The 21,443-nt window shown below is 61.3% G+C and carries 14 protein-coding genes and 1 pseudogene; 9 read left to right on the top strand and 6 right to left on the bottom strand.

The features are described 5' to 3' along the window. Positions 1–44 precede the first annotated feature (44 nt). Positions 45–893, bottom strand: a complete 849-nt coding sequence (gene nadC / locus PSH88_RS26375; protein ID WP_305423605.1) for a carboxylating nicotinate-nucleotide diphosphorylase — start codon at positions 891–893, stop codon at positions 45–47. A gap of 266 nt (positions 894–1,159) precedes the next feature. Here nadC and PSH88_RS26370 point away from each other — a divergent pair, with 266 nt between their 5' ends. The 4 genes from PSH88_RS26370 (at position 1,160) to PSH88_RS26355 (ending at position 7,197) form a co-directional block, all read left to right on the top strand. Further along, on the top strand, positions 1,160–3,367 hold the full coding sequence (locus tag PSH88_RS26370) for a DUF1631 domain-containing protein (RefSeq protein WP_305423604.1): 2,208 nt from the start codon (positions 1,160–1,162) through the stop codon (positions 3,365–3,367). Between the two features lie 64 nt (positions 3,368–3,431). Next, complete coding sequence (gene ampD, locus PSH88_RS26365) at positions 3,432–4,007, top strand: 1,6-anhydro-N-acetylmuramyl-L-alanine amidase AmpD (RefSeq protein WP_305423603.1); 576 nt, start codon at positions 3,432–3,434, stop codon at positions 4,005–4,007. Beyond that, positions 4,004–4,840: a regulatory signaling modulator protein AmpE gene (gene ampE / locus PSH88_RS26360; RefSeq protein WP_305423602.1), complete on the top strand. Its 837-nt coding sequence runs from the start codon at positions 4,004–4,006 to the stop codon at positions 4,838–4,840. The genes ampD and ampE overlap by 4 nt, the downstream gene beginning before the upstream one ends. Positions 4,841–5,166: 326 nt before the next feature. Next, entirely contained in the window at positions 5,167–7,197 is a 2,031-nt protein-coding gene (locus PSH88_RS26355; protein ID WP_305483408.1) for a methyl-accepting chemotaxis protein, read from the top strand. Positions 7,198–7,354: 157 nt separating this feature from the next. On the opposite strand, the gene PSH88_RS26350 is transcribed toward PSH88_RS26355, so the two are convergent. Further along, on the bottom strand, positions 7,355–8,131 hold the full coding sequence (locus PSH88_RS26350; RefSeq protein ID WP_305423599.1) for a TatD family hydrolase: 777 nt from the start codon (positions 8,129–8,131) through the stop codon (positions 7,355–7,357). 3 nt (positions 8,132–8,134) lie between these two features. Further along, on the bottom strand, positions 8,135–9,130 hold the full coding sequence (cra, locus tag PSH88_RS26345) for a catabolite repressor/activator (RefSeq protein ID WP_305423597.1): 996 nt from the start codon (positions 9,128–9,130) through the stop codon (positions 8,135–8,137). A 301-nt stretch (positions 9,131–9,431) separates the two neighbouring features. Between cra and ptsP the strand changes: the two genes are divergently transcribed. The 4 genes from ptsP to PSH88_RS26325 all read left to right on the top strand — a co-directional run bounded on the left by ptsP (position 9,432) and on the right by PSH88_RS26325 (position 16,703). After that, positions 9,432–12,299 carry a phosphoenolpyruvate--protein phosphotransferase gene (ptsP, locus tag PSH88_RS26340; RefSeq protein WP_305423595.1) on the top strand — a complete coding sequence of 956 codons (2,868 nt, stop codon included), beginning with the start codon at positions 9,432–9,434 and terminating at the stop codon, positions 12,297–12,299. After that, entirely contained in the window at positions 12,299–13,240 is a 942-nt protein-coding gene (gene pfkB, locus PSH88_RS26335; protein ID WP_305423593.1) for a 1-phosphofructokinase, read from the top strand. Before ptsP ends, pfkB begins: the two co-directional genes overlap by 1 nt. A gap of 11 nt (positions 13,241–13,251) precedes the next feature. Next, positions 13,252–14,991: a PTS fructose-like transporter subunit IIB gene (locus tag PSH88_RS26330; RefSeq protein WP_305423591.1), complete on the top strand. Its 1,740-nt coding sequence runs from the start codon at positions 13,252–13,254 to the stop codon at positions 14,989–14,991. Between the two features lie 170 nt (positions 14,992–15,161). Beyond that, the gene (locus PSH88_RS26325; RefSeq protein ID WP_305423589.1) at positions 15,162–16,703 is read left to right on the top strand and encodes an alkaline phosphatase D family protein; all 1,542 of its coding nucleotides are present in this window, start codon (positions 15,162–15,164) and stop codon (positions 16,701–16,703) included. Positions 16,704–16,840: 137 nt separating this feature from the next. Here PSH88_RS26325 and PSH88_RS26320 read toward each other — a convergent pair whose 3' ends face one another. Both PSH88_RS26320 and PSH88_RS26315 read right to left on the bottom strand, forming a co-directional pair. Next, on the bottom strand, positions 16,841–19,366 hold the full coding sequence (locus PSH88_RS26320; protein WP_305423588.1) for a PepSY domain-containing protein: 2,526 nt from the start codon (positions 19,364–19,366) through the stop codon (positions 16,841–16,843). A gap of 167 nt (positions 19,367–19,533) precedes the next feature. Continuing rightward, positions 19,534–19,677: pseudogene (locus tag PSH88_RS26315) on the bottom strand (hypothetical protein); the annotation flags it as partial. A gap of 227 nt (positions 19,678–19,904) precedes the next feature. Here PSH88_RS26315 and PSH88_RS26310 point away from each other — a divergent pair. Next, positions 19,905–20,201 carry a hypothetical protein gene (locus PSH88_RS26310; protein ID WP_305423586.1) on the top strand — a complete coding sequence of 99 codons (297 nt, stop codon included), beginning with the start codon at positions 19,905–19,907 and terminating at the stop codon, positions 20,199–20,201. Here the strand turns inward: PSH88_RS26310 and PSH88_RS26305 are convergent. Continuing rightward, positions 20,198–21,361, bottom strand: coding sequence for a type III PLP-dependent enzyme (locus PSH88_RS26305; protein WP_008067252.1), 1,164 nt, complete (start codon positions 21,359–21,361; stop codon positions 20,198–20,200). The genes PSH88_RS26310 and PSH88_RS26305 overlap by 4 nt on opposite strands. Between the last annotated feature and the right edge of the window lie 82 nt (positions 21,362–21,443).

The raw sequence follows: 21,443 nt of genomic DNA, 5'->3' as shown, positions 1-21,443 counted from the left end.
GCCAGCCTTCATCAGGCTGGCATTTTTTATTATCAAAGGCGTGATCAGAGACTCAGTCGCATCGACAGGTCCACAGCCTTCACATCCTTGGTCATCGCACCAATCGAAATATAATCCACCCCGGTTTCGGCAATTGGCAGCAACGTACTTTCGTTGATGCCGCCGCTGGCCTCCAGTTTTGCCTTGCCGGCGTTCAAGCGCACGGCTTCGCGCATGTCATCCAGGCTCAGTTCATCGAGCATGATGATGTCGGCGCCCGCCGCCAGTGCTTCCTTCAGCTCTGCCAGGTTTTCCACTTCGATCTCCACCGGTTTGCCCGGGGCGATCTTGTGCGCGGCGTTGATGGCTTCAGGAATGCCACCGCAGGCGGCGATATGGTTTTCCTTGATCAGGAAGGCGTCATACAGGCCGATGCGGTGGTTATGGCAACCGCCGCAGGTCACGGCGTATTTCTGAGCCAGGCGCAGCCCCGGCAGGGTTTTGCGGGTGTCGAGCAACTTCACCTGGGTCTCGGCGACGAAATCGGCTAGGTACTGCGCGCGAGTGGCCACGCCAGACAGCAATTGCAGGAAATTAAGCGCACTGCGCTCACCCGTCAGCAGCGAGCGCGCCGGGCCTTCGAGATGGAATAGCACCTGATTGGGTTTCACCCGTTCGCCGTCGGCTACCTGCCAGTGCACCGCAACCCGCGGATCCAGCTGCCGAAACACGGCATCCACCCACGCGGTGCCAGCAATGACAGCCGCATCGCGGGTGATGATGGTGGCTTTGGCCAGGCGTTCGGCCGGGATCAGTTGCGCGGTGATGTCGCCGCTGCCGATGTCCTCGAGCAACGCACGGCGCACGTTGGCTTCGATTTCGGCGGTCAAATCGGCGAGACGTAGATTCGGCATAACGGGCTCCACAAACAAAGTGGCCCGATTATAGGGCCATGCTGCGAGGCAACCCAAGGCATCAACGGTCATCGGGTTACCCGTCAACCTGCATTTGGTCGATTCGCACGAGACTCGGCGCTAAGCAAGGAGCCCTCATAAACGTCTATTCCTTGGTGAAGCGCAGAGTCTGCTGGCACAAGGAAGGTCTTTTGTCGATAATCCGCCTTGCATTTGACGTCATGGCTTTGACGTTAACCGAAGAATCACCGTTTCAGGAGGCTTGGATGCACAACGACGGGAATGTAGTGCCTTTGCACAAGGCCGCTACCGACCAGGCGACTCACTCGCCGCTCGCCCGCCTGCCCGTGATTCTGCTTCAGGTTCGCGACAAGGCCGCTCAACAGCTCAAGCAAGGTTTGCAGGAACTGTTCGATAACGCCGACGACACCCTGTTCGAAATGGCCGACCGGGCCCGAAATAATGTCGAGCAAAACATCTTCTTCGAGGCCATGCGCGATTTGCGCCTCAAGCGCAAAAGCATCGAACGCGGATTTCTCGATCAATACTTCGAGGCCTTCGTCAGCCTCGCGCGGTACGATATTTCTCACGCTGCCTTGCCCCGGGCATTGGCTTTCGATGCCTCGGCGTCGATGCCCGATGACGACATGGAGCGCAATGTGGCGGTGGAGGCCATGGTCGGCAAAGTGTTGAACCGTGACGGTTTCGCCCTCGACCAGCTCACCGCTCGACTCAGCACACTGCTGAGCAAGACGCTGGTCGAACAGCACAACCCCCTGGGGCCGACGCTGCTCTGCGAGTATTTCTTGCAGGCCGGGCGCAACCTGGGCATGGAGATCAAGGTCAAGCTGATCATCCTCAAGTTGTTCGAACGCTATGTGCTCAGCAATGCTGATCAGCTCTACGCCGAAGCCAATCAACTGCTGATCGCCACCGGCGTGCTGCCGGACCTCAAGCCCGCCCCGGCGCGGCGTGCCACCGATCGGGCGGCTGCGAGCGTTCGTGCTGACTCCGCCGAAACAGGCGTGCGGACTGCTAATACGCAGATCGACGAGGGCGTGCAGGAAGTCTTCGCCGCCCTGCAGGAACTGCTGTTCCATGTGCGTGGCAGCGTCGCGCCGACCCTGGAAGTCAGTGCCCAGACCCAGCCCATTTCAACCCGCGACCTGCTGCGCCTGCTCTCGCACTTGCAGCAATACGTACCGGCGCTGGCGGTTCAGGACGACTTCGATCTGCGTAACCAGCTCGAACAACTGCTGACCCGGGTCAGCGTCAAAAGCGGCAAGTCGCGCGTGGTGGGGGTGGCCGACGAAGACGTGATCAATCTGATCGCCATGCTCTTCGAATGCATCCTCGATGACCGTAACCTGCCGGACTCCCTCAAGGCGCTGATCGGCCGTTTGCAGATTCCGATGCTGAAAGTCGCGGTGCTCGACAAGAGCTTTTTCAGCCGCAGCAGCCATCCCGCTCGGCGTTTGCTCAACGAAATCGCCGCTGCGGCCATGGGCTGGGGCGAGTGCGATGACCATGAGCGCGACAGCCTGTACCTGCGCATCGAGCAAGTAGTGCAGCGCTTGTTGAACGACTTTGTCGATGATCCGGCGATCTTTTCCGAATTGCTGGCGGATTTTCTCACCTTCACCAGTGATGAGCGCCGTCGCAGCGAATTACTCGAGCAGCGCACCCGTGACGCCGAGGAGGGCCGCGCCAGGACCGAACTGGCGCGTCAGCGCGTTGAGCAGGCGCTGAACCAGGCGTTGGTGGGCAAGGTGTTGCCGCACAGCGTGGTGGCGTTTGTCCAGGAAGCCTGGAGCAAAGTGTTGTTGCTGACCTGCCTCAAGCGCGGTGATCAGTCCGCCGAATGGCATGCCGATGTGCAGACCATGGCGCAATTGATCTGGAGCGTGCAGCGCCATGACGAACCCGATGCGAGCCTGCGCTTGTTGTCGCTGGTGCCGGGGTTGCTCAAGTCGTTGCGCGATGGCTTGAACAGCTCGGCATTCGACCCGTTCGCCACCGGCGAGTTTTTCAGCGAGCTGGAAGTTTTGCACCTTCAGTTGTTCGAACGCCCGGGCCAGAAAAGCACGGCTGTTGACGCACCGATGATGGTCGAAGTGCAGCAGCAAATCGTGCTTCGCACCGCTGACGAAGGTCCGGTCGAAACGGCATCGGTGCGTTTACCGGAGGACGATGTCGCTCTGCTTCAGGTCGATCAGCTACGCCCGGGCTGCTGGGTCGAGTTTCAGGAAGACGAGGAAAACACCCTGCGTTGCAAGCTGGCGGCGATCATTGAAGCCACCGACAAATACATCTTCGTCAACCGTACCGGGATGAAAGTGCTGGAGCACAGCCGTACCGGTCTGGCCCTGGAGTTCCGGCGTGGCGCGGTGCGAAAGCTGGACGACACCTTGCTGTTCGACCGGGCGCTGGAGTCGGTGCTGGGCAACCTGCGGCGTCTCAATCACGGCAAGTGATCGCGCGCCGAGGGTCTATCGCGGCATACTGGGCACCAACACAGTCGTCGTTGAAGGAACCTGTATGCAGTTGGACCCCGCGAGCGGTTGGTGTCAGGGTGTGCGCATATGCCCTTCGCCCAACTTCAATGCGCGCCCCGAGGGCGAAATTTCCCTGCTGGTGATCCACAACATCAGTCTGCCGCCAGCGCAGTTTTTGACCGGCAAGGTGCAGGAGTTTTTCCAGAATCGTCTGGATGTCACGGAACATCCCTACTTTGCAGGTATCGCCGACCTGCGGGTGTCTGCGCACTTTCTGATTGAACGTGACGGCACCGTCACTCAGTTTGTCTCTTGTCTTGAGCGCGCCTGGCACGCTGGCGTCTCGTGTTTCGAAGGACGGGAAACCTGTAACGATTTTTCCGTGGGCATCGAGCTCGAAGGCACGGATGATCTGCCGTTCACCGACGCCCAATATCAAGCGTTGACGGACCTGACGCGACAGCTGCAAAGCGCCTTCACGGGCATCACCGCACAACGCATCTGCGGGCATAGCGACATTGCACCCGGGCGCAAGACTGATCCGGGACCGGCGTTTGACTGGGCACGCTATCGCGCGGCTCTGGCAAAAGCCACTCAGGAAGAAGAGGAGCAACAATGAGTTTTCTGGTGCTGCTGCTGGCGGTGTGGATCGAGAAGTTCTCGGCCTTGCGCCATAGGGTTCAACGTGATGGCGGTTGGGTACGCGAGCTGAACAAGCTTGAGGCCAGCCCACGCATGACAAACCGCCCGTGGCTGATACTGGTGGTGCTGGTGTTGTTGCCGGTGGCGCTGCTGGGTTTGCTGTTGGTGGTGCTGGACCCGGTGGCCTACGGCTTGCTGGCGTTGCCGGTGCACCTGCTGGTGGTGATTTACAGTCTGGGCCGTGGTGATCTGCTGGCCGACCTCGGGCCGTTTCGCGATGCCTGGCGCCGGGAAGACCTGCAAGCCGCCGCGCATGTGGCCAAACGTGACCTGAATATTTGCGCTGACAGCGGCGAGCAACTGCTGGAGCGAGTTGAAGGGCATCTGTTGTGGCAGGCCTATCAGAGCTTTTTCGCGGTGATCTTCTGGTATTTCCTGTTGGGCCCGGTTGCTGCGTTGAGCTATCGACTGCTGGCGCTGGCCGAGGAGAACGGGCAGAACCCGGCCGTGGTCGAGCGAGCGGCACAGCTGCGTCATGCGTTCGATTGGGTACCGGTGCGACTGCTGGCGGCGAGTTTTGCGCTGGTCGGCAACTTTGTCGCGGTCGGCCGGGTGATGTTGCACGAGCTGCTGAACTGGAACATCAGCGCCGCCCAACTGATCGAGAAAGTCGGGTTGGTGGCCGGTGAAATTCCGGCACCGGTGGTCGGGCCGGACGGCATCAACAGCCTCGACCGGATCTGGGAACTGCTGCTGCGCGCGGCGGTGCTTTGGTACGCCGGGTTTGCGTTGTGGACTGTTTTGTCCTGATTTCTGCTTTGAATCGAAAAGATCGCAGCCCTGTAGCAGCTGTCGAGCCCCAGCGAGGCTGCGTTCGGCTGCGCAGCAGTCGTGAATCCGGCTGACGCGGTCTGCCTGATGCACCGCGAATTCTGATTTGACGACTGCTGCGCAGCCGAACGCAGCCTCGCAGGCTCGACAGCTGCTACGGCCGAACGCAGGCTGCGTGTCTGTCGTTAACCTTAAGTTACAAAACCCCCCGCCGATTTAGGCTATACAGAGATAGCGCCAATAGTGGCTATCTGCTCTCTCCGCGCGCCTGCCATAAAAATAAGAAATCAAAGGGAGACTTCACAGTGAAGAGCTTGCTCTATCCCGCCGTCGCGCTGATGAACCGCCTGAGCTTCGGCATGAAGTTCAGCCTGATCAGCGTGCTATTCCTCGTGCCGATGCTGGTGACCAACTTCTATCTGGTGCGCGATTCCTATCGCGAATTCCAGGGCACCCGGGTGGAGCTGCAGAGCCTCGACCTGCTAGGCAGCGGCCTGAGCCTGCGGCGGGATCTGGAAACCCTGAACAACCTGGTGCAGATCAACGTCATCCTTGGCCAGTCCGGCAAGGCGGGTCATGTCGAGTCGAATATCAGCGCCCTGGAGCAAAGCGTTCTGACCCGTTTGCAAGGGCTGGCGGCGATGACCACTGACCCGGAGCAAATCACCTTTTTCGATGGCAAGCGCGATGAAATGATTGCCGCGTTCAAGGCCCAGCAAGCGGAAACCTCTCTGCAAAGCAAAAGTGCGCTGATCGGCAAGTTGCTCGGCAACGCGCAGATTTTCAGTCAGATCATTGCCAGTCAGGCCGGCCTGAGCCGCGACAGCCAGAGTGACATGCGTCAGCTGAGCGAGCTCATTACCAACGTCACGCCAGCCGTCACCCAGACGCTCGGTGAAGGCCGGGCGATGGGTTCTTACTCATTGGGGCAGGGCTTTCTCAATTCGGCGTCGAGCACCCGTTTCGATGAGTTGCTGGCGCAGATCGAAAAGCTTCAGGCCGAATACGGTCTGAAATTGCAGGATGCTCTGGGCTCCAGTAAAGCGGCGCACGAAACCCTGGCCGCTCAGGCCGAAAGCAGTAAGGCCTCTCTGAAAAAGGCCAGTGAACTGTTCGAAGAACAGGTGGTGATGGCTGACACCCTCGATGCACCGTGGCAGGCCTTTTACGATCAGGTCACGGGCCTGATCGACCAGACCTACCAACTCAACGAGGCCACCCTGAAGTTTCTCGGTACCCAGTTGCAGCAGCGGCTGGAGCAGCATCGCACCCACATGATCCTGCAGGCGGTGGCGTTGGCGGTGGTGTTTGTGTTGATTTTTTACCTCTATGGCGGTTTCTACGCCTCGACCCGCACTACCCTCAAGCGTCTTGGCGCGGTGATGGACAAGGTGGCAGCCGGCGACATGACCGTGACCTTCAGCGCCAACAGCCGCGATGAACTGGGCGAGTTGGGCGAGGTGTTCACCAGCACCGTGAAGAAGATCCATGACCTGATCGAGCGCGTGGGCCAGACCGTCAGTGAGGTCGAGCGCCAGGCCGGCCAGGTCGAAAACGTGTCGGCCCAGAGCAATCAGGCAGTGGCGGGACAGCGTACGCAGATCGAACAGGTCGCCACCGCGATGAACCAGATGTCAGCCACGTCTCTGGAAGTGGCGCGCAGCGCCGCGGCGGCCGTCAGCAGCGCTCACAGCGTCAATGACGAGACCATCAGCGGTCGCGGTCTGGTCGAGTCCCAGCAGGGCAGCATCGCTGCACTGGCCAGTGAGATCGATCAGTCGGTGCGGGTGATCAATCAACTGGCCAGCGACAGCCAATCCATCAGCCGTGTTCTGGAAGTGATCAAAAGCATTGCCGAACAGACCAACTTGCTGGCCCTCAACGCCGCCATCGAAGCCGCGCGCGCGGGCGAGCAGGGCCGGGGGTTTGCGGTGGTGGCGGACGAGGTCCGGACCTTGGCCAAACGCACTCAGCAATCGACCGAAGAAATCGAGCAGATGATTGCCAAGCTGCACAGCGGTGTCGGTGCGGCGGTCAAGGCGATGGGCACCAGCCATCAGATGGCCAACGGCACGGTCGGGCAGTCGGAAAAGGTCCAGCAGGCGCTGGAAAACATCCTCGGCGCCGTCGGCATGATCGTCGATCAGAACCAGCAGATTGCCGCTGCGGTTGAGCAACAGACTGCCGTGGCTCACGACATCGATCAGAATATCGTCGAGATCAACCGCGCTGGCGAGCGCACCGCCGACGGCGCGCACCAGACTGAAAATGCCAGCCGAGCGTTGTCGGCGCAGGTGGTGGAGCTTAAGCAATTGATCAGCGCGTTCCGGGTTTGATGTGGCGAGGGGGCTTGCCCCCGTTCGGCTGCGAAGCAGTCGTAAACCAGACAACTTGGTCTGCCTGAACGGGTGCCGGGGCCGCTTCGCGACCCAACGGGGGCAAGCCCCCTCGCCACAAAAGCCCGCTCCCACAGGGGATGTGTGTGGCAACTGACTACCAGTTAAACAACTCACACGCATTGGCCGTGCTGGCGGCAGCCAGTTGTTCAGGGCTGATCGCCATGATGGCGGCCAGTGCCTCGCAGATCGCCGGCAAATGGGCCGGGCTGTTGCGTTGACCGGGGAACATGGCGGGGGCCATGTCCGGTGAATCGGTTTCCAGTACCACCGATTCAACGGGCAGACCCGCGAGCACGCGGTGCATGCGCAAGGCCTGCGGCCAGGTCGCGGCGCCGCCGAGGCCGAGTTTGAAACCGAGCTTGATGTATTCGCGGGCCTCTTCCTGGCTACCGGCGAAGGCGTGAATGATTCCCGCGCGCTTCAAGCGAAACCGTTTGAGCGTGGCAATCACCGCCGCATGGCTGCGTCGTACATGAATCAGCGCCGGCAGATTGAAGTCCGCCGCCAGTTGCAGTTGGGCGTCGAACAGTGCTTGTTGGCGTTCACGATCCAGGGTCTCGATGAAGTAATCCAGACCGATCTCGCCCACCGCGCATAGCTGTCGATGGCCCGCCAGACGCGTCAGCCAGTCACCGAGTTCGGTCAAATCCTCTGGGCGATGGTCATCCAGATACACCGGGTGCAAACCGAACGCCGCGTGCAGATCGGGATCGCTTTGCACCAGATCCCAGACCCGCTGCCAATTGCCCTGATAAACCCCCAGCACCACCATCCGCCGCACGCCGAGGGCGCGGCTCTCGGCCAGCAGCGCCTGACGATCCACGTCGAAATCCGGGAAATCCAGATGAGTGTGGGTGTCGATCAGTTCCACGGCTCAGTCCTGATGAATTCGCTGCTTGAAGGTACGCGCGATGGCCTGCACGCCGGGTTGGTAATCGGCCTGTTCAATGGCCGCCAGCGCCAGTTGCAACGCCTTGTCGGCGATCAGCTGATGCTGCTGGGACATGGCGTTGACCGGCAGCGGCAGGAAGTCCAGCAGCTGCGTATCACCGAAGGTGCCCAGGCGCAGCGGGCGGTTTTTCAGCGGGAAGTCGTGCAAGGCATCGAACACGCCCTGAAGCAACACGTAGGAGGTGGTCACCAGCGCATCCGGCAAATGGCCCAGGCGCTGCAGCAACTCTTCCATCAATTGTTTGCCGCACTCACGGCTGAACGACTCGCCGTGCTCGATCAGCGCCTCACCTTTGAAGCCGTTCAGCGCTTCCTTGAAACCTGCGGCCCGCTCCTGGCTGATACTCAATTCGGGACGGGCCCCGATCAGCGCGATCTGCTTGGGCAACGGGTCCAGCAGGCTGCGGGTCAGGTGCAGACTGGCTTCGCGGTCGTCGCTGATCACCGAGCAGAAGTGCTCAGGCTCCATCACCCGGTCGATGGCGATGATCGGAATGCCTTTGGCTTGCAACACGCGATAGCTGTCGTCGCCGGCCGGCAGGCAACTGGCGACGATCAATGCATCGCAGCGGCGGGCGCGGAACAGTTGCAGCAATTGCCGCTCGCTGTCTGGCGCATCGTCGGAGCTGGCGATCAGTAGCTGATAACCGCGAGCCCGGGCGCCTTGCTCCAACAGTTTGGCGATTCGCGCGTAACTGGGGTTTTCCAGGTCCGGCAGAATGAAACCCAGTGTGCGGGTGTGCCGACTGCGTAGCCCGGCGGCCTGCGGGTTGGGCGTGAAGCCATGTTGTTCGACCACCGCGCGCACGCGCTCGACGGTGGCGCTGCTGATGCGTTGCTGTTCGGCCTTGCCGTTGATGACATAACTGGCGGTGGTCACGGAGACGCCGGCCAACTGTGCAATATCACTGAGTTTCAACCCGGTATTCCTTGTTTTTTCGAGCGTGTCGCAACATTTTCGCCAATCCTACCCGATTCAGGCAGGCGACCATTGTCGCAGCCTGTCCGACAATTGGACTTCAAGGATGAGACATTATCGAGTAACGTGCCTAACATTCTAGATTAAACGTTTCAGCAGGCGTATTTTCTACGTTATAGGTCGCTTTGGTCGGTTCTGCCGCGAAACCGCCAAAACTGCCCCTGAAAAGGCGCTCCCAAGGGCCTAAGCTGAATCAATCAAAACAATACCTGGCGTCACACGGCGCCAAAAAGGAGAAAGCATGCTCGAGCTCACCATAGAGCAGATATCCATGGGCCAGTCGGCTGTGGATAAAGCCACCGCCTTGCAATTACTCGCTGACCGACTCGTGACCGATGGCCTGGTGGCCGACGGTTATCTTGCGGGCTTGCAGGCCCGGGAAGCCCAGGGCTCGACCTTTCTCGGCCAAGGTATTGCCATCCCCCACGGCACCCCGGAAACCCGCGATCTGGTGTTTTCCACCGGCGTGCGGCTGATGCAGTTCCCTGACGGCGTGGACTGGGGCGATGGCCAGATCGTTTATCTGGCGATCGGTATCGCCGCCAAATCCGATGAACACCTGCGCCTGCTGCAACTGCTGACCCGCGCCCTCGGTGAAACCGATCTGGGCCAGGCCCTGCGCCGCGCCAGTTCCGCCGAAGCCTTGTTGAAACTGCTGCAAGGCGCGCCGCAAGAATTGGCGCTGGACGCACAGATGATCGGCCTCGGTGTTTCCGCCGATGATTTCGAAGAGCTGGTCTGGCGCGGTGCCCGTTTGCTGCGTCAGGCCGATTGCGTGAGCAACGGTTTTGCCGGCGTCTTGCAGCAGGTCGAAGCGCTGCCGCTGGGCGATGGCCTGTGGTGGCTGCACAGCGAACAAACGGTGAAGCGTCCGGGCCTGGCGTTCGTTACCCCGGACAAACCCATCCGCTACCTCGGTCAGCCGTTGAGCGGGCTGTTCTGCCTGGCCAGCCTCGGTGAAGCCCATCAGGCGTTGCTCGAACGCCTTTGCGCGTTGCTGATCGAAGGCCGTGGTCATGAATTGGGTCGCGCCACCAGCAGCCGCGCGGTGCTGGAAGTCCTTGGCGGTGAAGTGCCGGCGGACTGGCCGAGCGCACGCATCGCCCTGGCCAACGCCCACGGTTTGCATGCCCGCCCGGCGAAGATCCTTGCGCAACTGGCGAAAAGTTTTGAAGGCGAAATCCGTGTGCGCATCGTCGATGGCCACGACAGCGCGGTGTCGGTGAAGAGTTTGAGCAAACTGCTCAGTCTTGGCGCCCGCCGCGGTCAGGTGCTGGAGCTCATCGCCGAACCGACCATCGCCGCCGACGCCTTGCCCGCCTTGCTGGCGGCCATTGAAGAAGGCCTCGGTGAAGAAGTCGAGCCGTTGCCCGTGGTGAGCCAGCAGCGTGAAGTGCTCGTGGAGGTAGAGGTCGCCGAAGTGCTGCTCGCGCCAAAGTCCGGCAGCCTGATTCAGGCGATTGCTGCGGCACCAGGGATCGCCATCGGCCCGGCGCATATTCAAGTACTGCAAGTCATCGATTACCCGCTGCGCGGTGAGTCCGCCGCCATCGAGCGCGAACGTCTCAAGCAAGCGCTGGTCGATGTGCGTCGCGACATCGAAGGCCTGATCGAGCGCAGCAAGGCCAAAGCAATTCGCGAGATTTTCATCACCCATCAGGAAATGCTCGACGACCCGGAACTGACCGACGAAGTCGACACCCGTCTCAAGCAAGGCGAAAGCGCCGAAGCAGCATGGATGGCGGTGATCGAAGCGGCTGCCAAACAACAGGAAGCGCTGCAGGACGCCTTGCTCGCCGAACGTGCCGCCGACTTGCGGGACATTGGCCGTCGAGTGCTGGCGCATTTGTGTGGCGTCGAAACACCGGAGGAGCCTGCGCAACCGTACATTCTGGTGATGGACGAAGTCGGCCCGTCCGACGTGGCACGTCTCGATCCGACCCGCGTCGCCGGCATTCTTACTGCTCGCGGTGGCGCCACGGCCCACAGCGCCATCGTCGCGCGTGCCCTCGGTATTCCCGCGCTGGTGGGCGCCGGCGCCGCCGTGTTGCTGCTGAAACCAGGCACGCCGCTGTTGATCGATGGTCAGCGCGGGCGCCTGCATGTGGATGCCGATGCCGCAACCTTGCAGCGCGCCACCGAAGAGCGCGACACCCGCGAACTGCGCTTGAAAGCCGCCGCTGAACAACGCCATCAACCGGCGCTGACCACCGATGGCCACGCGGTGGAAGTGTTCGCCAATATCGGTGAAAGCGCCGGCGTCACCAGTGCGGTGGAGCAGGGCGCCGAAGGCATTGGCCTGCTGCGCACCGAACTGATTTTCATGGCCCACTCGCAAGCGCCGGACGAGGCGACTCAAGAAGTCGAATATCGTCGTGTGCTTGATGGCCTGGCCGGTCGACCGCTGGTGGTGCGCACCCTTGACGTTGGTGGTGACAAACCGCTGCCGTACTGGCCGATCGCCAAAGAAGAAAACCCGTTCCTCGGCGTGCGTGGCATTCGCCTGACCCTGCAACGTCCGCAGGTCATGGAAGCGCAATTGCGCGCCTTGCTGCGTGCGGCGGACAACCGTCCATTGCGAATCATGTTCCCGATGGTCGGCAGCGTCGAAGAGTGGCGTCAGGCTCGGGATATGACTGAACGTCTGCGTCTGGAAATCCCGGTCGCGGACCTGCAACTGGGGATCATGATCGAAGTGCCGTCGGCTGCCTTGTTGGCGCCGGTACTGGCCAAAGAAGTGGACTTCTTCAGCGTCGGCACCAATGACCTGACCCAGTACACCCTGGCCATCGACCGTGGTCATCCCACTTTGTCGGCCCAGGCTGACGGCTTGCACCCGGCGGTGCTGCAACTGATCGACATCACCGTGCGTGCGGCTCATGCTCATGGCAAGTGGGTCGGCGTGTGCGGTGAACTGGCAGCCGATCCGCTGGCAGTGCCGGTGCTGGTGGGCCTGGGTGTGGATGAGTTGAGTGTGTCGGGCCGCAGCATTGCCGAGGTCAAGGCGCGCATTCGTGAACTCAGCCTGACCCAGACTCAAACCCTTGCCCAACAGGCCCTGGCCGTGGGCAGCGCGAACGAAGTCCGCGCATTAGTGGAGGCCCTGTAATGGCCAAGATCTTAACCCTGACCCTTAATCCGGCGCTGGACCTCACCGTTCAATTGCCGGTTCTTACACCCGGTCAGGTCAATCGCAGCGACGAAATGCACACCCATGCCGCCGGTAAAGGGGTGAACGTAGCGCAGGTGCTGGCGGACCTCGGGCATCAACTGACCGTCAGCGGTTTTCTCGGGGCCGACAACCTTCAGGCATTCGAAACCCTGTTCGCCAAACGCGGTTTTGTCGACGCGTTTATCCGTGTTCCGGGCGAGACCCGCAGCAACCTCAAACTGGCCGAACACGACGGGCGCATCACCGACATCAACGGCCCGGGGCCGGTGATCGGCGCGGCGGCGCAACAGGCGCTGCTGGATCGCCTGGCGCAGATCGCGCCGGGGCATGACGCGGTAGTGGTCGCCGGCAGTTTGCCGCGCGGGGTCAGTGCGCAGTGGTTACGGGAGTTGATCGAGCGCTTGAATCAAATCGGATTGAAAGTCGCCCTCGACACCAGTGGCGAGGCGCTACGAACGGCGCTCAAGGCCGGCCCGTGGCTGATTAAACCGAATACCGAAGAACTGGCCGACGCACTCGATTGCGAAGTGGTTTCGCACACGGCCCAGTCCGAGGCGGCGAGCCGTTTGCATGCCCATGGCATCGAGCATGTGGTGATTTCCGACGGAGCCGACGGGGTGAGTTGGTTCAGTGTCGGCTCGGCCATGCACGCCACGCCGCCCAAGGTCAGCGTGGTCAGTACCGTTGGTGCTGGGGATTCGTTGCTGGCGGGCATGCTGCACGGTTTGCTCAGTGCCGATACGCCTGAACAAACCTTGCGCACCGCCACCGCGATTGCCGCCATGGCCGTGACGCAGATCGGTTTTGGCATCGGTGACGCCGCGCAACTGGCGCAGCTCGAACAGGGCGTGCGCCTGCGCCCCCTGACAGAACAATAAGAGGGTTTGCAATGAAGTTAGCCATTGTTACGGCCTGCCCGAACGGCATGGTCACCAGTGTGCTCTGCGCTCGTCTGCTCGATGCAGCGGCCCAGCGTCAGGGTTGGAGCACCAGTGTCGAAGTCGTTGATGCAGCCCATCCGGAACGTCAATTGTCGGCGGCGACCATCGAGGCCGCCGAGTGGGTGTTGCTGGTCACCAGCGCGCCGGTGGACATGTCGCGGTTCGTCGGCAAACGGGTGTTCCAGAGCACCCCGGCCCAGGCCCTGCAAGATGTCGAAGCGGTGCTGCGCCGTGGGGTGGAGGAGGCTGAGGTTTACGTCGCACCCGAAGCCGCCGCCGAGCCTGCCGCCATCGTTAAAAATGCACCGCGCCTGGTGGCCGTCACTGCGTGCCCGACCGGCGTCGCTCACACCTTCATGGCTGCCGAAGCCTTGCAGCAAGCGGCCAAGCGTCTGGGCTACGACCTGCAAGTGGAAACCCAGGGCTCGGTCGGCGCGCGCAATCCGCTTAGCGCAGAGGCGATTGCCGATGCCGATGTGGTGCTGTTGGCGGCCGACATAGAAGTCGCCACCGAGCGTTTCGCTGGCAAGAAAATCTACCGCTGCGGCACCGGCATTGCGCTGAAACAGGCCGAAGCGACGCTGAACAAAGCCCTGGCCGAAGGCAAGCAGGAAAGTGCTGCGACCGGTGCCAAAGGCCCGGCCAAGCAAGAGAAGTCCGGCATCTACAAACACTTGCTGACCGGTGTGTCCTACATGTTGCCGATGGTGGTAGCGGGCGGTCTGATGATCGCCTTGTCCTTCGTGTTCGGCATCACCGCGTTCAAGGAAGAAGGTACGCTGGCGGCCGCGCTGATGCAGATCGGCGGCGAGACGGCGTTCAAGCTGATGGTGCCGCTGCTGGCGGGGTACATCGCTTACTCCATCGCCGACCGCCCGGGCCTGGCGCCGGGGATGATCGGTGGTTTGCTGGCGAGCACCCTGGGCGCCGGTTTCATTGGCGGGATCATTGCCGGTTTCATCGCCGGTTACGCGGCCCAGGCGATCAATCGCTATGCGCGCCTGCCGCAAAGCCTTGAGGCGCTGAAACCGATCCTGATCATCCCGTTGCTGGCGAGCCTGTTCACCGGTCTGGTGATGATCTACGTGGTCGGCAAACCGGTGGCCGAAATGCTCGCCGGGCTCACGCACTTCCTCGACAGCATGGGCACCACCAACGCCATCCTGCTCGGTGTGCTGCTGGGCGGGATGATGTGCGTCGACCTCGGCGGGCCGATCAACAAGGCGGCTTACGCGTTTTCAGTGGGGCTGCTGGCATCGCAGAGTTATGCACCGATGGCCGCGACCATGGCCGCCGGCATGGTGCCGCCGATTGGCCTGGGCATCGCCACGTTCATCGCCCGGCGCAAGTTCGCCCAGACGGAGCGCGAGGCCGGTAAAGCGGCGCTGGTGCTGGGGCTGTGCTTTATCTCCGAAGGGGCGATTCCGTTCGCGGCCAAAGACCCGCTGCGGGTGATTCCGGCGAGCATCGCCGGCGGCGCGTTGACCGGCGCGTTGTCGATGTACTTCGGCTGCAAACTCATGGCGCCGCACGGTGGGTTGTTCGTGATGCTGATTCCGAATGCGATCAACCATGCGCTGTTGTACCTGCTGGCGATCGTCGCCGGTAGTTTGCTGACGGCGGTGGTGTATTCGGTGCTCAAGCGGCCGGAAACAGTGGAACTGGCGCTGGAACCGGCCAACGCCTGACACACCACAAAACCTGTGGGAGCGGGCTTGTCCGCGATGACGGCTTAACATTCAACCCATTCGGTGACTGTTGCACCGCTATCGCGGGCAAGCCCGCTCCCACAGGGATCGGGCTTTCACATGGGTGTCATTTGCACGTGCTTAAGTTTTCCTTTTTCAGGGAGAACACCATGAGCGAATTCGACCTCAGCCGTCGTCGTGTCATGCAGGTCGTTGGCGCCGGGCTGTTGATGCCCGGCCTGGCCCCGGCGGTGATTGCTTCGGTCAAGGATCGGCCGCAACTCACCGATGGCGTGCAGTCTGGCGACCTGTTGGGCGACCGGGCGATGATCTGGAGCCGTAGCGACCGCGCGGCGCGGATGGTGGTGGAATGGGACACGCGCAGTCTGTTCAGTAACCCTCGTCGATTTGTTTCGCCATTGGCCGATGCCCGCACCGACTTCACCGCCCGCGTCGAGCTCACTGGCCTGCCCGCCGATCAGGCGATTTTCTACCGTGTGACGTTCGAAGACGCCCAAAGCGGTGTCGCCAGCGAACCCTGGTTCGGTCATCTGCGCAGTGTGCCAACCGCCCGGCGGGATATTCGGTTTGTCTGGAGCGGCGACACGGTCGGCCAGGGTTTCGGCATCAACCCGGACATTGGCGGCATGCGTATCTACGAAGCCATGCGTCTGCGCCTGCCGGATTTTTTTATCCACAGCGGCGATACGATCTACGCCGACGGCCCGGTGCCGGCGCAACTGACCACCGAAAGCGGCCGGGTGTGGCGCAACATCACCAGCGAAGCCAAGAGCAAAGTCGCCGAAACCCTCGACGACTATCGCGGCAATTACCGCTACAACCTGATGGACGAAAACATTCGCCGCTTCAACGCCGAGGTCCCACAAATCTGGCAGTGGGACGACCACGAAGTGGTGAACAACTGGTCGCCGGGCAAGCAACTGGATGAGCGCTACAAGAGCAAAGATATCCACAGCCTGGTGGGCCGCGCGCGCCAGGCCTGGCTGGAATACGCGCCGATGCGCTTGCAGAGTGCCGATGACGGCGGGCGGATTTATCGCAAGCTGAGTTATGGGCCGATGCTTGATGTGTTCGTGCTCGACATGCGCAGTTATCGCGAAGCCAATGACGACAACCTGGGGGCCGCCAAACCGTTTCTCGGTCGCGAACAATTGGACTGGCTCAAGCGTGAATTGAAAGGCTCCCAGGCCCAATGGAAAGTCATCGCCGCCGACATGCCCATCGGCCTCGGCGTCCCCGACGGTGAAGTCAGCCCCGGTGTGGCGCGGTGGGAGGCGGTGGCCAACGGTGACCCCGGCCCGGCTCAAGGCCGTGAAGTGGAAATCTCTGAATTGCTCGGTTTTCTGCGGGCGCAGCAGGTGCGCAATTTCGTATTCCTCACGGCGGATGTGCATTACTGCGCGGCGCACCATTACCACCCGGACCGCGCGGCGTTTCAGGACTTCGAACCGTTCTGGGAGTTTGTCGCGGGGCCGCTGAATGCGGGGAGCTTCGGGCCGAATGCGCTGGATAAAACCTTTGGTCCCGAAGTGGTGTTCGAGAAAGCACCGCCGGCGCAGAACACCTCGCCGTTTGCCGGGTTTCAGTTTTTTGGCGAGGTGAACATTGATGGGCAGACGGGGGAGATGGGCATCGTGCTACGGGATCTGGATGGGGTGGGGGTGTTTGAGCGCAGGTTGCAGCCAGTTTGAGGGCTGCATGATCGTTCCCACGCTCTGCGTGGGAATGCAGCCCGGGACGCTCCGCGTCCCTTTCAAGCCGAACGCGGAGCGTCCGTTGAGGCATTCCCACGCGGAGCGTGGGAACGATCAATCAATGTACCGCGCTATTAGTAGACGTCGCGGCGGTAGCGGCCTTGTTCGATCAGGCGCTCGACTTCATCCGCGCCCAGCACTTCATTGAGCACTTGATCCACGCCTGAAGCCATCCCCTGCAAACTGCCGCAGATGTAAATCACGGCGCCATCGGCCAGCCACTTTTTCAACTCGCCGGCAGATTCGCGCAGGCGATCCTGCACATAGATCTTCTCGGCCTGATCTCGGGAGAACGCCAGGTCCAGTCGCTCCAGATCCCCGTTGATGGACCACTCTTCCAGCTCTGCGCGGCACAGGTAGTCGTGCTCGCGATTGCGCTCGCCGAATAGCAGCCAGTGACGCTGCTGCCCATCCGCAATCCGTGCCTTGAGCAAACTGCGCAACCCGGCGAGCCCGGTGCCGTTGCCCAGCAGGATCATCGGCACCGGTTCGTTCGGTAGATGGAAACCACTGTTGCGTCGTACCCGCAGGCTGATGCTGCTACCCACGGGCGCGTGTTCGGTCAACCAGCCGGAACCGACGCCCAGGCTGCCGTCGGCATGCAATTCCTGACGCACGATCAACTCCAGCACGCCGTCGGCGGCGATCGAGGCGATGGAATATTCGCGCATGGCCAACGGCACCAGGGCGTCCGCCAGCGCTTGCGCGTGCAGGCCGACCAGATGGGCGCGGTTCTCGGGCAGTTGGCGGCTGGCGAGGGCTTGTTCCAGCGTTTGCGACAGGCCATCGAACTCAACCGTGGCCCGACCATCAATCCCCAGGCCGTCGAGGAAATGCTCGATGGCCCACGGGCAGTTTCGCGGCAGCACTTCCACCAGATCACCGGCCAGCCAGCTGCTGGTGGAGGGGGCGCTGAGACCGAGCAAATACACGGGCGAACCGCTGCTGTCCGGGTTCATCAATTCGCGACGGGTCAGGGTCCAGTTGTCGTAGCGTGGCGCTTGCCAGGTATCCACCGGCGCCTGGCCCGTCAGCAGGCCGAGTTGCTGTTGCCAGTGACGCAAGGCGTAAGGGTCGCCGCTGTCGACTTCCACCGGGGCGAACAAGGTCTTGCCGCCGTGCTCGCCCAGCCAGGTGTGCAAGCGGCGAGCGAAGCCGCAGAAGTGTTGATACTGGCGGTCACCGAGGCCGAGTACGGCATAGTTAAGACTGTCGAAACTCAGCGTCCGACCCAACACTTTGCGTTCGAATCCTCGGGCGCTGTCCGGTGCTTCACCGTCGCCGAAGGTGCTGACCACAAACAGCGCGTTGCTGGAATCCTGCAGGTCCTGTTCGCTGACATTGGCCAACGGTTGAACCTTCACCGGCAACCCGGCGGCCTGCAATTGTCCGGCAGTCTGCCAGGCGAGTTGCTCGGCAAACCCGCTCTGGCTGGCGAAGCCGATCAGCCATGCCGGCGCATCGCTGCCCGGTTGCGCGAGGCCTTTGCGGGCGTCCTTGATCTGACGTTTCTTGCGTCGACGGTCCAGGTACAGCAACCAGCCAGTGATGAAAAACAGCGGCATGGCCAGCGCGGCGATCGTCACCATAATCCGCCCGATCATCCCGAAATAACTGCCGACATGCAGCGCGTAGACACTGGTCAACAGCTGCGCCTTGAGGCTCTTGTCGCTGTAACGGTCATGACGGCTGACGATGCCGGTCGCCGGATCGAGGGTGAGCTGGTTCCGTGCCTGGTCGTGGGGGGAGTTCTTCAGCAGGTAGAACACCGTTGCCGGTTGCCCGGCCACCGGTGGCATACGCACGTTGTAGGACGAAAGCCCAGGGCCGGCGGCGCTGTAGATGCTGCTCCATATCGCGGCGTAATCGGCGGTGGGGGCCGGGCCGCTTGGCGCAGGACCGCGACTGCGCACTCGTTCGTTTTGCGGCGAATCGGAAAGCAGCCGCGTCAGGCCCTTGTTGTACCACTCGTACGACCAGGTCAGCCCGGTCAGCGCCGCCAAAAGATAGAACACCAGGCACCAGGTACCGGCCACCGAATGCAGATCCCAATTGAAGCTGCGGCCCTTTTTATTCCAGTCCAGGGTCAGCCAGGCGCGCCAGTTTTTCCACTGCCGCGGCCAGCGCAGGTACAGGCCGGACAGGCAGAAGAACAGCAGGATCAGCGTACAGGCGCCGGTGATCTGCCGGCCGGTATCGTCCATGGCCAAGACCCGGTGCAGTTGCAGCATCAGGCCAAAGAAATCCTGGCCCGTGACGTCGCCCATGAACTCGGCGGTGTATGGGTCGAAGTAACGCATCGGCCCGCGACGTTCACCGGGTGGTGCCGTGAAGATCACCCGCGCGGCGTTGCCGCTGTCGGTCTCGACCCAAAGCATCGAGACTGTCTTGCCCGAAGCACCTTCGATTTTCTCTACCAGCTCGGCAGGCGGCAGTACGCCGGCGATCTGCTTCTCGACGTGCAGCACAGAGGGGTTCAGCGCTCGCAGGATTTCATCCTGGAACGATACCGCCGCCCCGGTGATGCCCATCAGGGCCAGGACCAGCCCGGCGCTGATGCCGAAAAACCAGTGCAACTGGAACAGGGATTTCTTCAACACGTCGCTCGCCTTGTTCGTTCAAAAGTCATCATCACGGCGCGCATTATGCCGTGAGTTGTCGAGAAGCATTCTTTTTTACACACAAAAGCCCCGTTCACGTCGATGAACGGGGCTTTGGCCTAATGTCAGTCAGTCCGCCGCGCAACCACAGGGATTCTCGTTTAACTGGTCAGCTTGCCGGCGTAGCTCAGTTCCAGGCCATTGACCTGCTGTTCGCCGTCCAGTACTTGCGTGGTGCCGCCGTCCGGATCGTTGATCCGCGCGTTGGTTTTCTCGGTGCGGAACAGCGCGGCGGTCAGCGACAGATCGTCACGCCTCTCCGACAACATTGCGTCATGCGTGAGCTTTTCTCTCGGCTGGAAACCTGCAAGTCAGGTGTCGCGAGATTCAAGGAAACAGTGCGCAGCGTCGGTGAAACGATCCACAGTATTTTTGTTCGACTCATCGAGTCGATCGGACTTCCCTTGTGTCAATGCCACGATCCTATCCCCAAGATCGAAGCGTACCCCAACCCTACTCTCAGCAGGAGCGACTGGAAATGGCGCGGGAACATCTTGCTCGGCTATCCGGGTTATATCGGCGCACCACAGGGGTGGTGAACAATCTCAGCGACTTTTGCTACCGGCTGACGTATATCCTGGGTGAAGCCCAGCGATATCTTCAAATCAACCATTCCGGACAAACCTTGGGACGTGCCAGTAGCTCATTGAGACTGGTGGATTTTTCGCTGGCTGAAGTCAAAGCCATGTCAGACCAGATTCTGCGGACGTTGAATGCGGTCAAAAAAAAAGCCCATGACATGTCATGGGCTTTTTTCGGGCCAGCAGCGGATTAAACGTAGAACGACTTCAACGGCGGGAAGCCATTGAATTCAACAGCGCTGTAGCTGGTGGTGTAAGCACCGGTCGACAACCAGTACAAGCGGTCACCGATCGCCAGGTTCAGCGGCAGACCGTACTTGTAGTTCTCGTACATGATGTCGGCGCTGTCGCAGGTCGGGCCGGCGATGACCACTTCTTCCATCTCGCCTTTTTTCTCGGTCCAGATCGGGAACTTGATGGCTTCGTCCATGGTTTCGATCAGGCCGGAGAACTTGCCCACATCCGTGTACACCCATCGCTCGACGGCGGTACGGGATTTACGCGCCACCAACACCACTTCGCTGACCAGAATGCCGGCGTTGGCGATCAGCGAGCGGCCCGGCTCCAGGATGATTTCCGGCAGCTCGTCGCCGAAGTCTTCCTTGAGGAAGCGGATGATTTCTTCAGCGTAGGTTTCCAGGCTGTTGGTGCGGGTGATGTAGTTGGCCGGGAAGCCACCGCCCATGTTGATCAGCTTCAGGTGGATACCGTCTTCTTCTTTCAGACGCTCGAAGATCACTTTGACCTTGGCGATCGCCGCGTCCCAGACGCTGATGTCACGCTGCTGCGAGCCGACGTGGAAGGAGATGCCGTAAGGCACCAGACCCAGGTCGCGAGCGAGGATCAGCAGGTCCATGGCCATGTCGGTCTGGCAGCCGAATTTACGCGACAGTGGCCAGTCGGCGGTGGTCGAACCTTCGGTCAGGATGCGCACGTAGACTTTCGAGCCCGGAGCTGCCTTGGCGATGTTGCGCAGGTCGGCTTCGGAGTCGGTGGCATACAGACGCACGCCCTTGTCGTAGAAGTAGCGAATGTCCTTGGATTTCTTGATGGTGTTGCCGTAGCTGATGCGATCCGGGCCGACGCCCTGGTTCATCACTTTGTCGAGCTCGTAGATCGAGGCGATGTCGAAGTTCGAGCCTTTCTCTTTGAGCAGGTCGATGATTTCAACAGCCGGGTTGGCCTTGACTGCGTAGTAGACCTTGGCGAATTCGAAACCGGCGCGCAGGTCGTCGTAGGCCTGGCTGATCATCGCGGTGTCGATCACCACGAACGGGGTTTCTTGTTTGTCGGCGAAGGCCTTCATTTTCTGGAAGGTATCGCGCGCGAAATAGTCTTCGACGTTGATCGACATGCTGGGAACTCCTACTGGCAAACTGAAATTATCAATGGGTGCAAATGAACGCCCTCCGTATCCCCACTTTGGTTCGCCTACT

It is taken from the genome of Pseudomonas wuhanensis (assembly GCF_030687395.1).
GTDB lineage: Bacteria > Pseudomonadota > Gammaproteobacteria > Pseudomonadales > Pseudomonadaceae > Aquipseudomonas > Aquipseudomonas wuhanensis.
The sequence above is the reverse complement of the archived record's forward strand: the minus strand, read 5'-3'. Positions and strand labels throughout refer to the sequence as shown.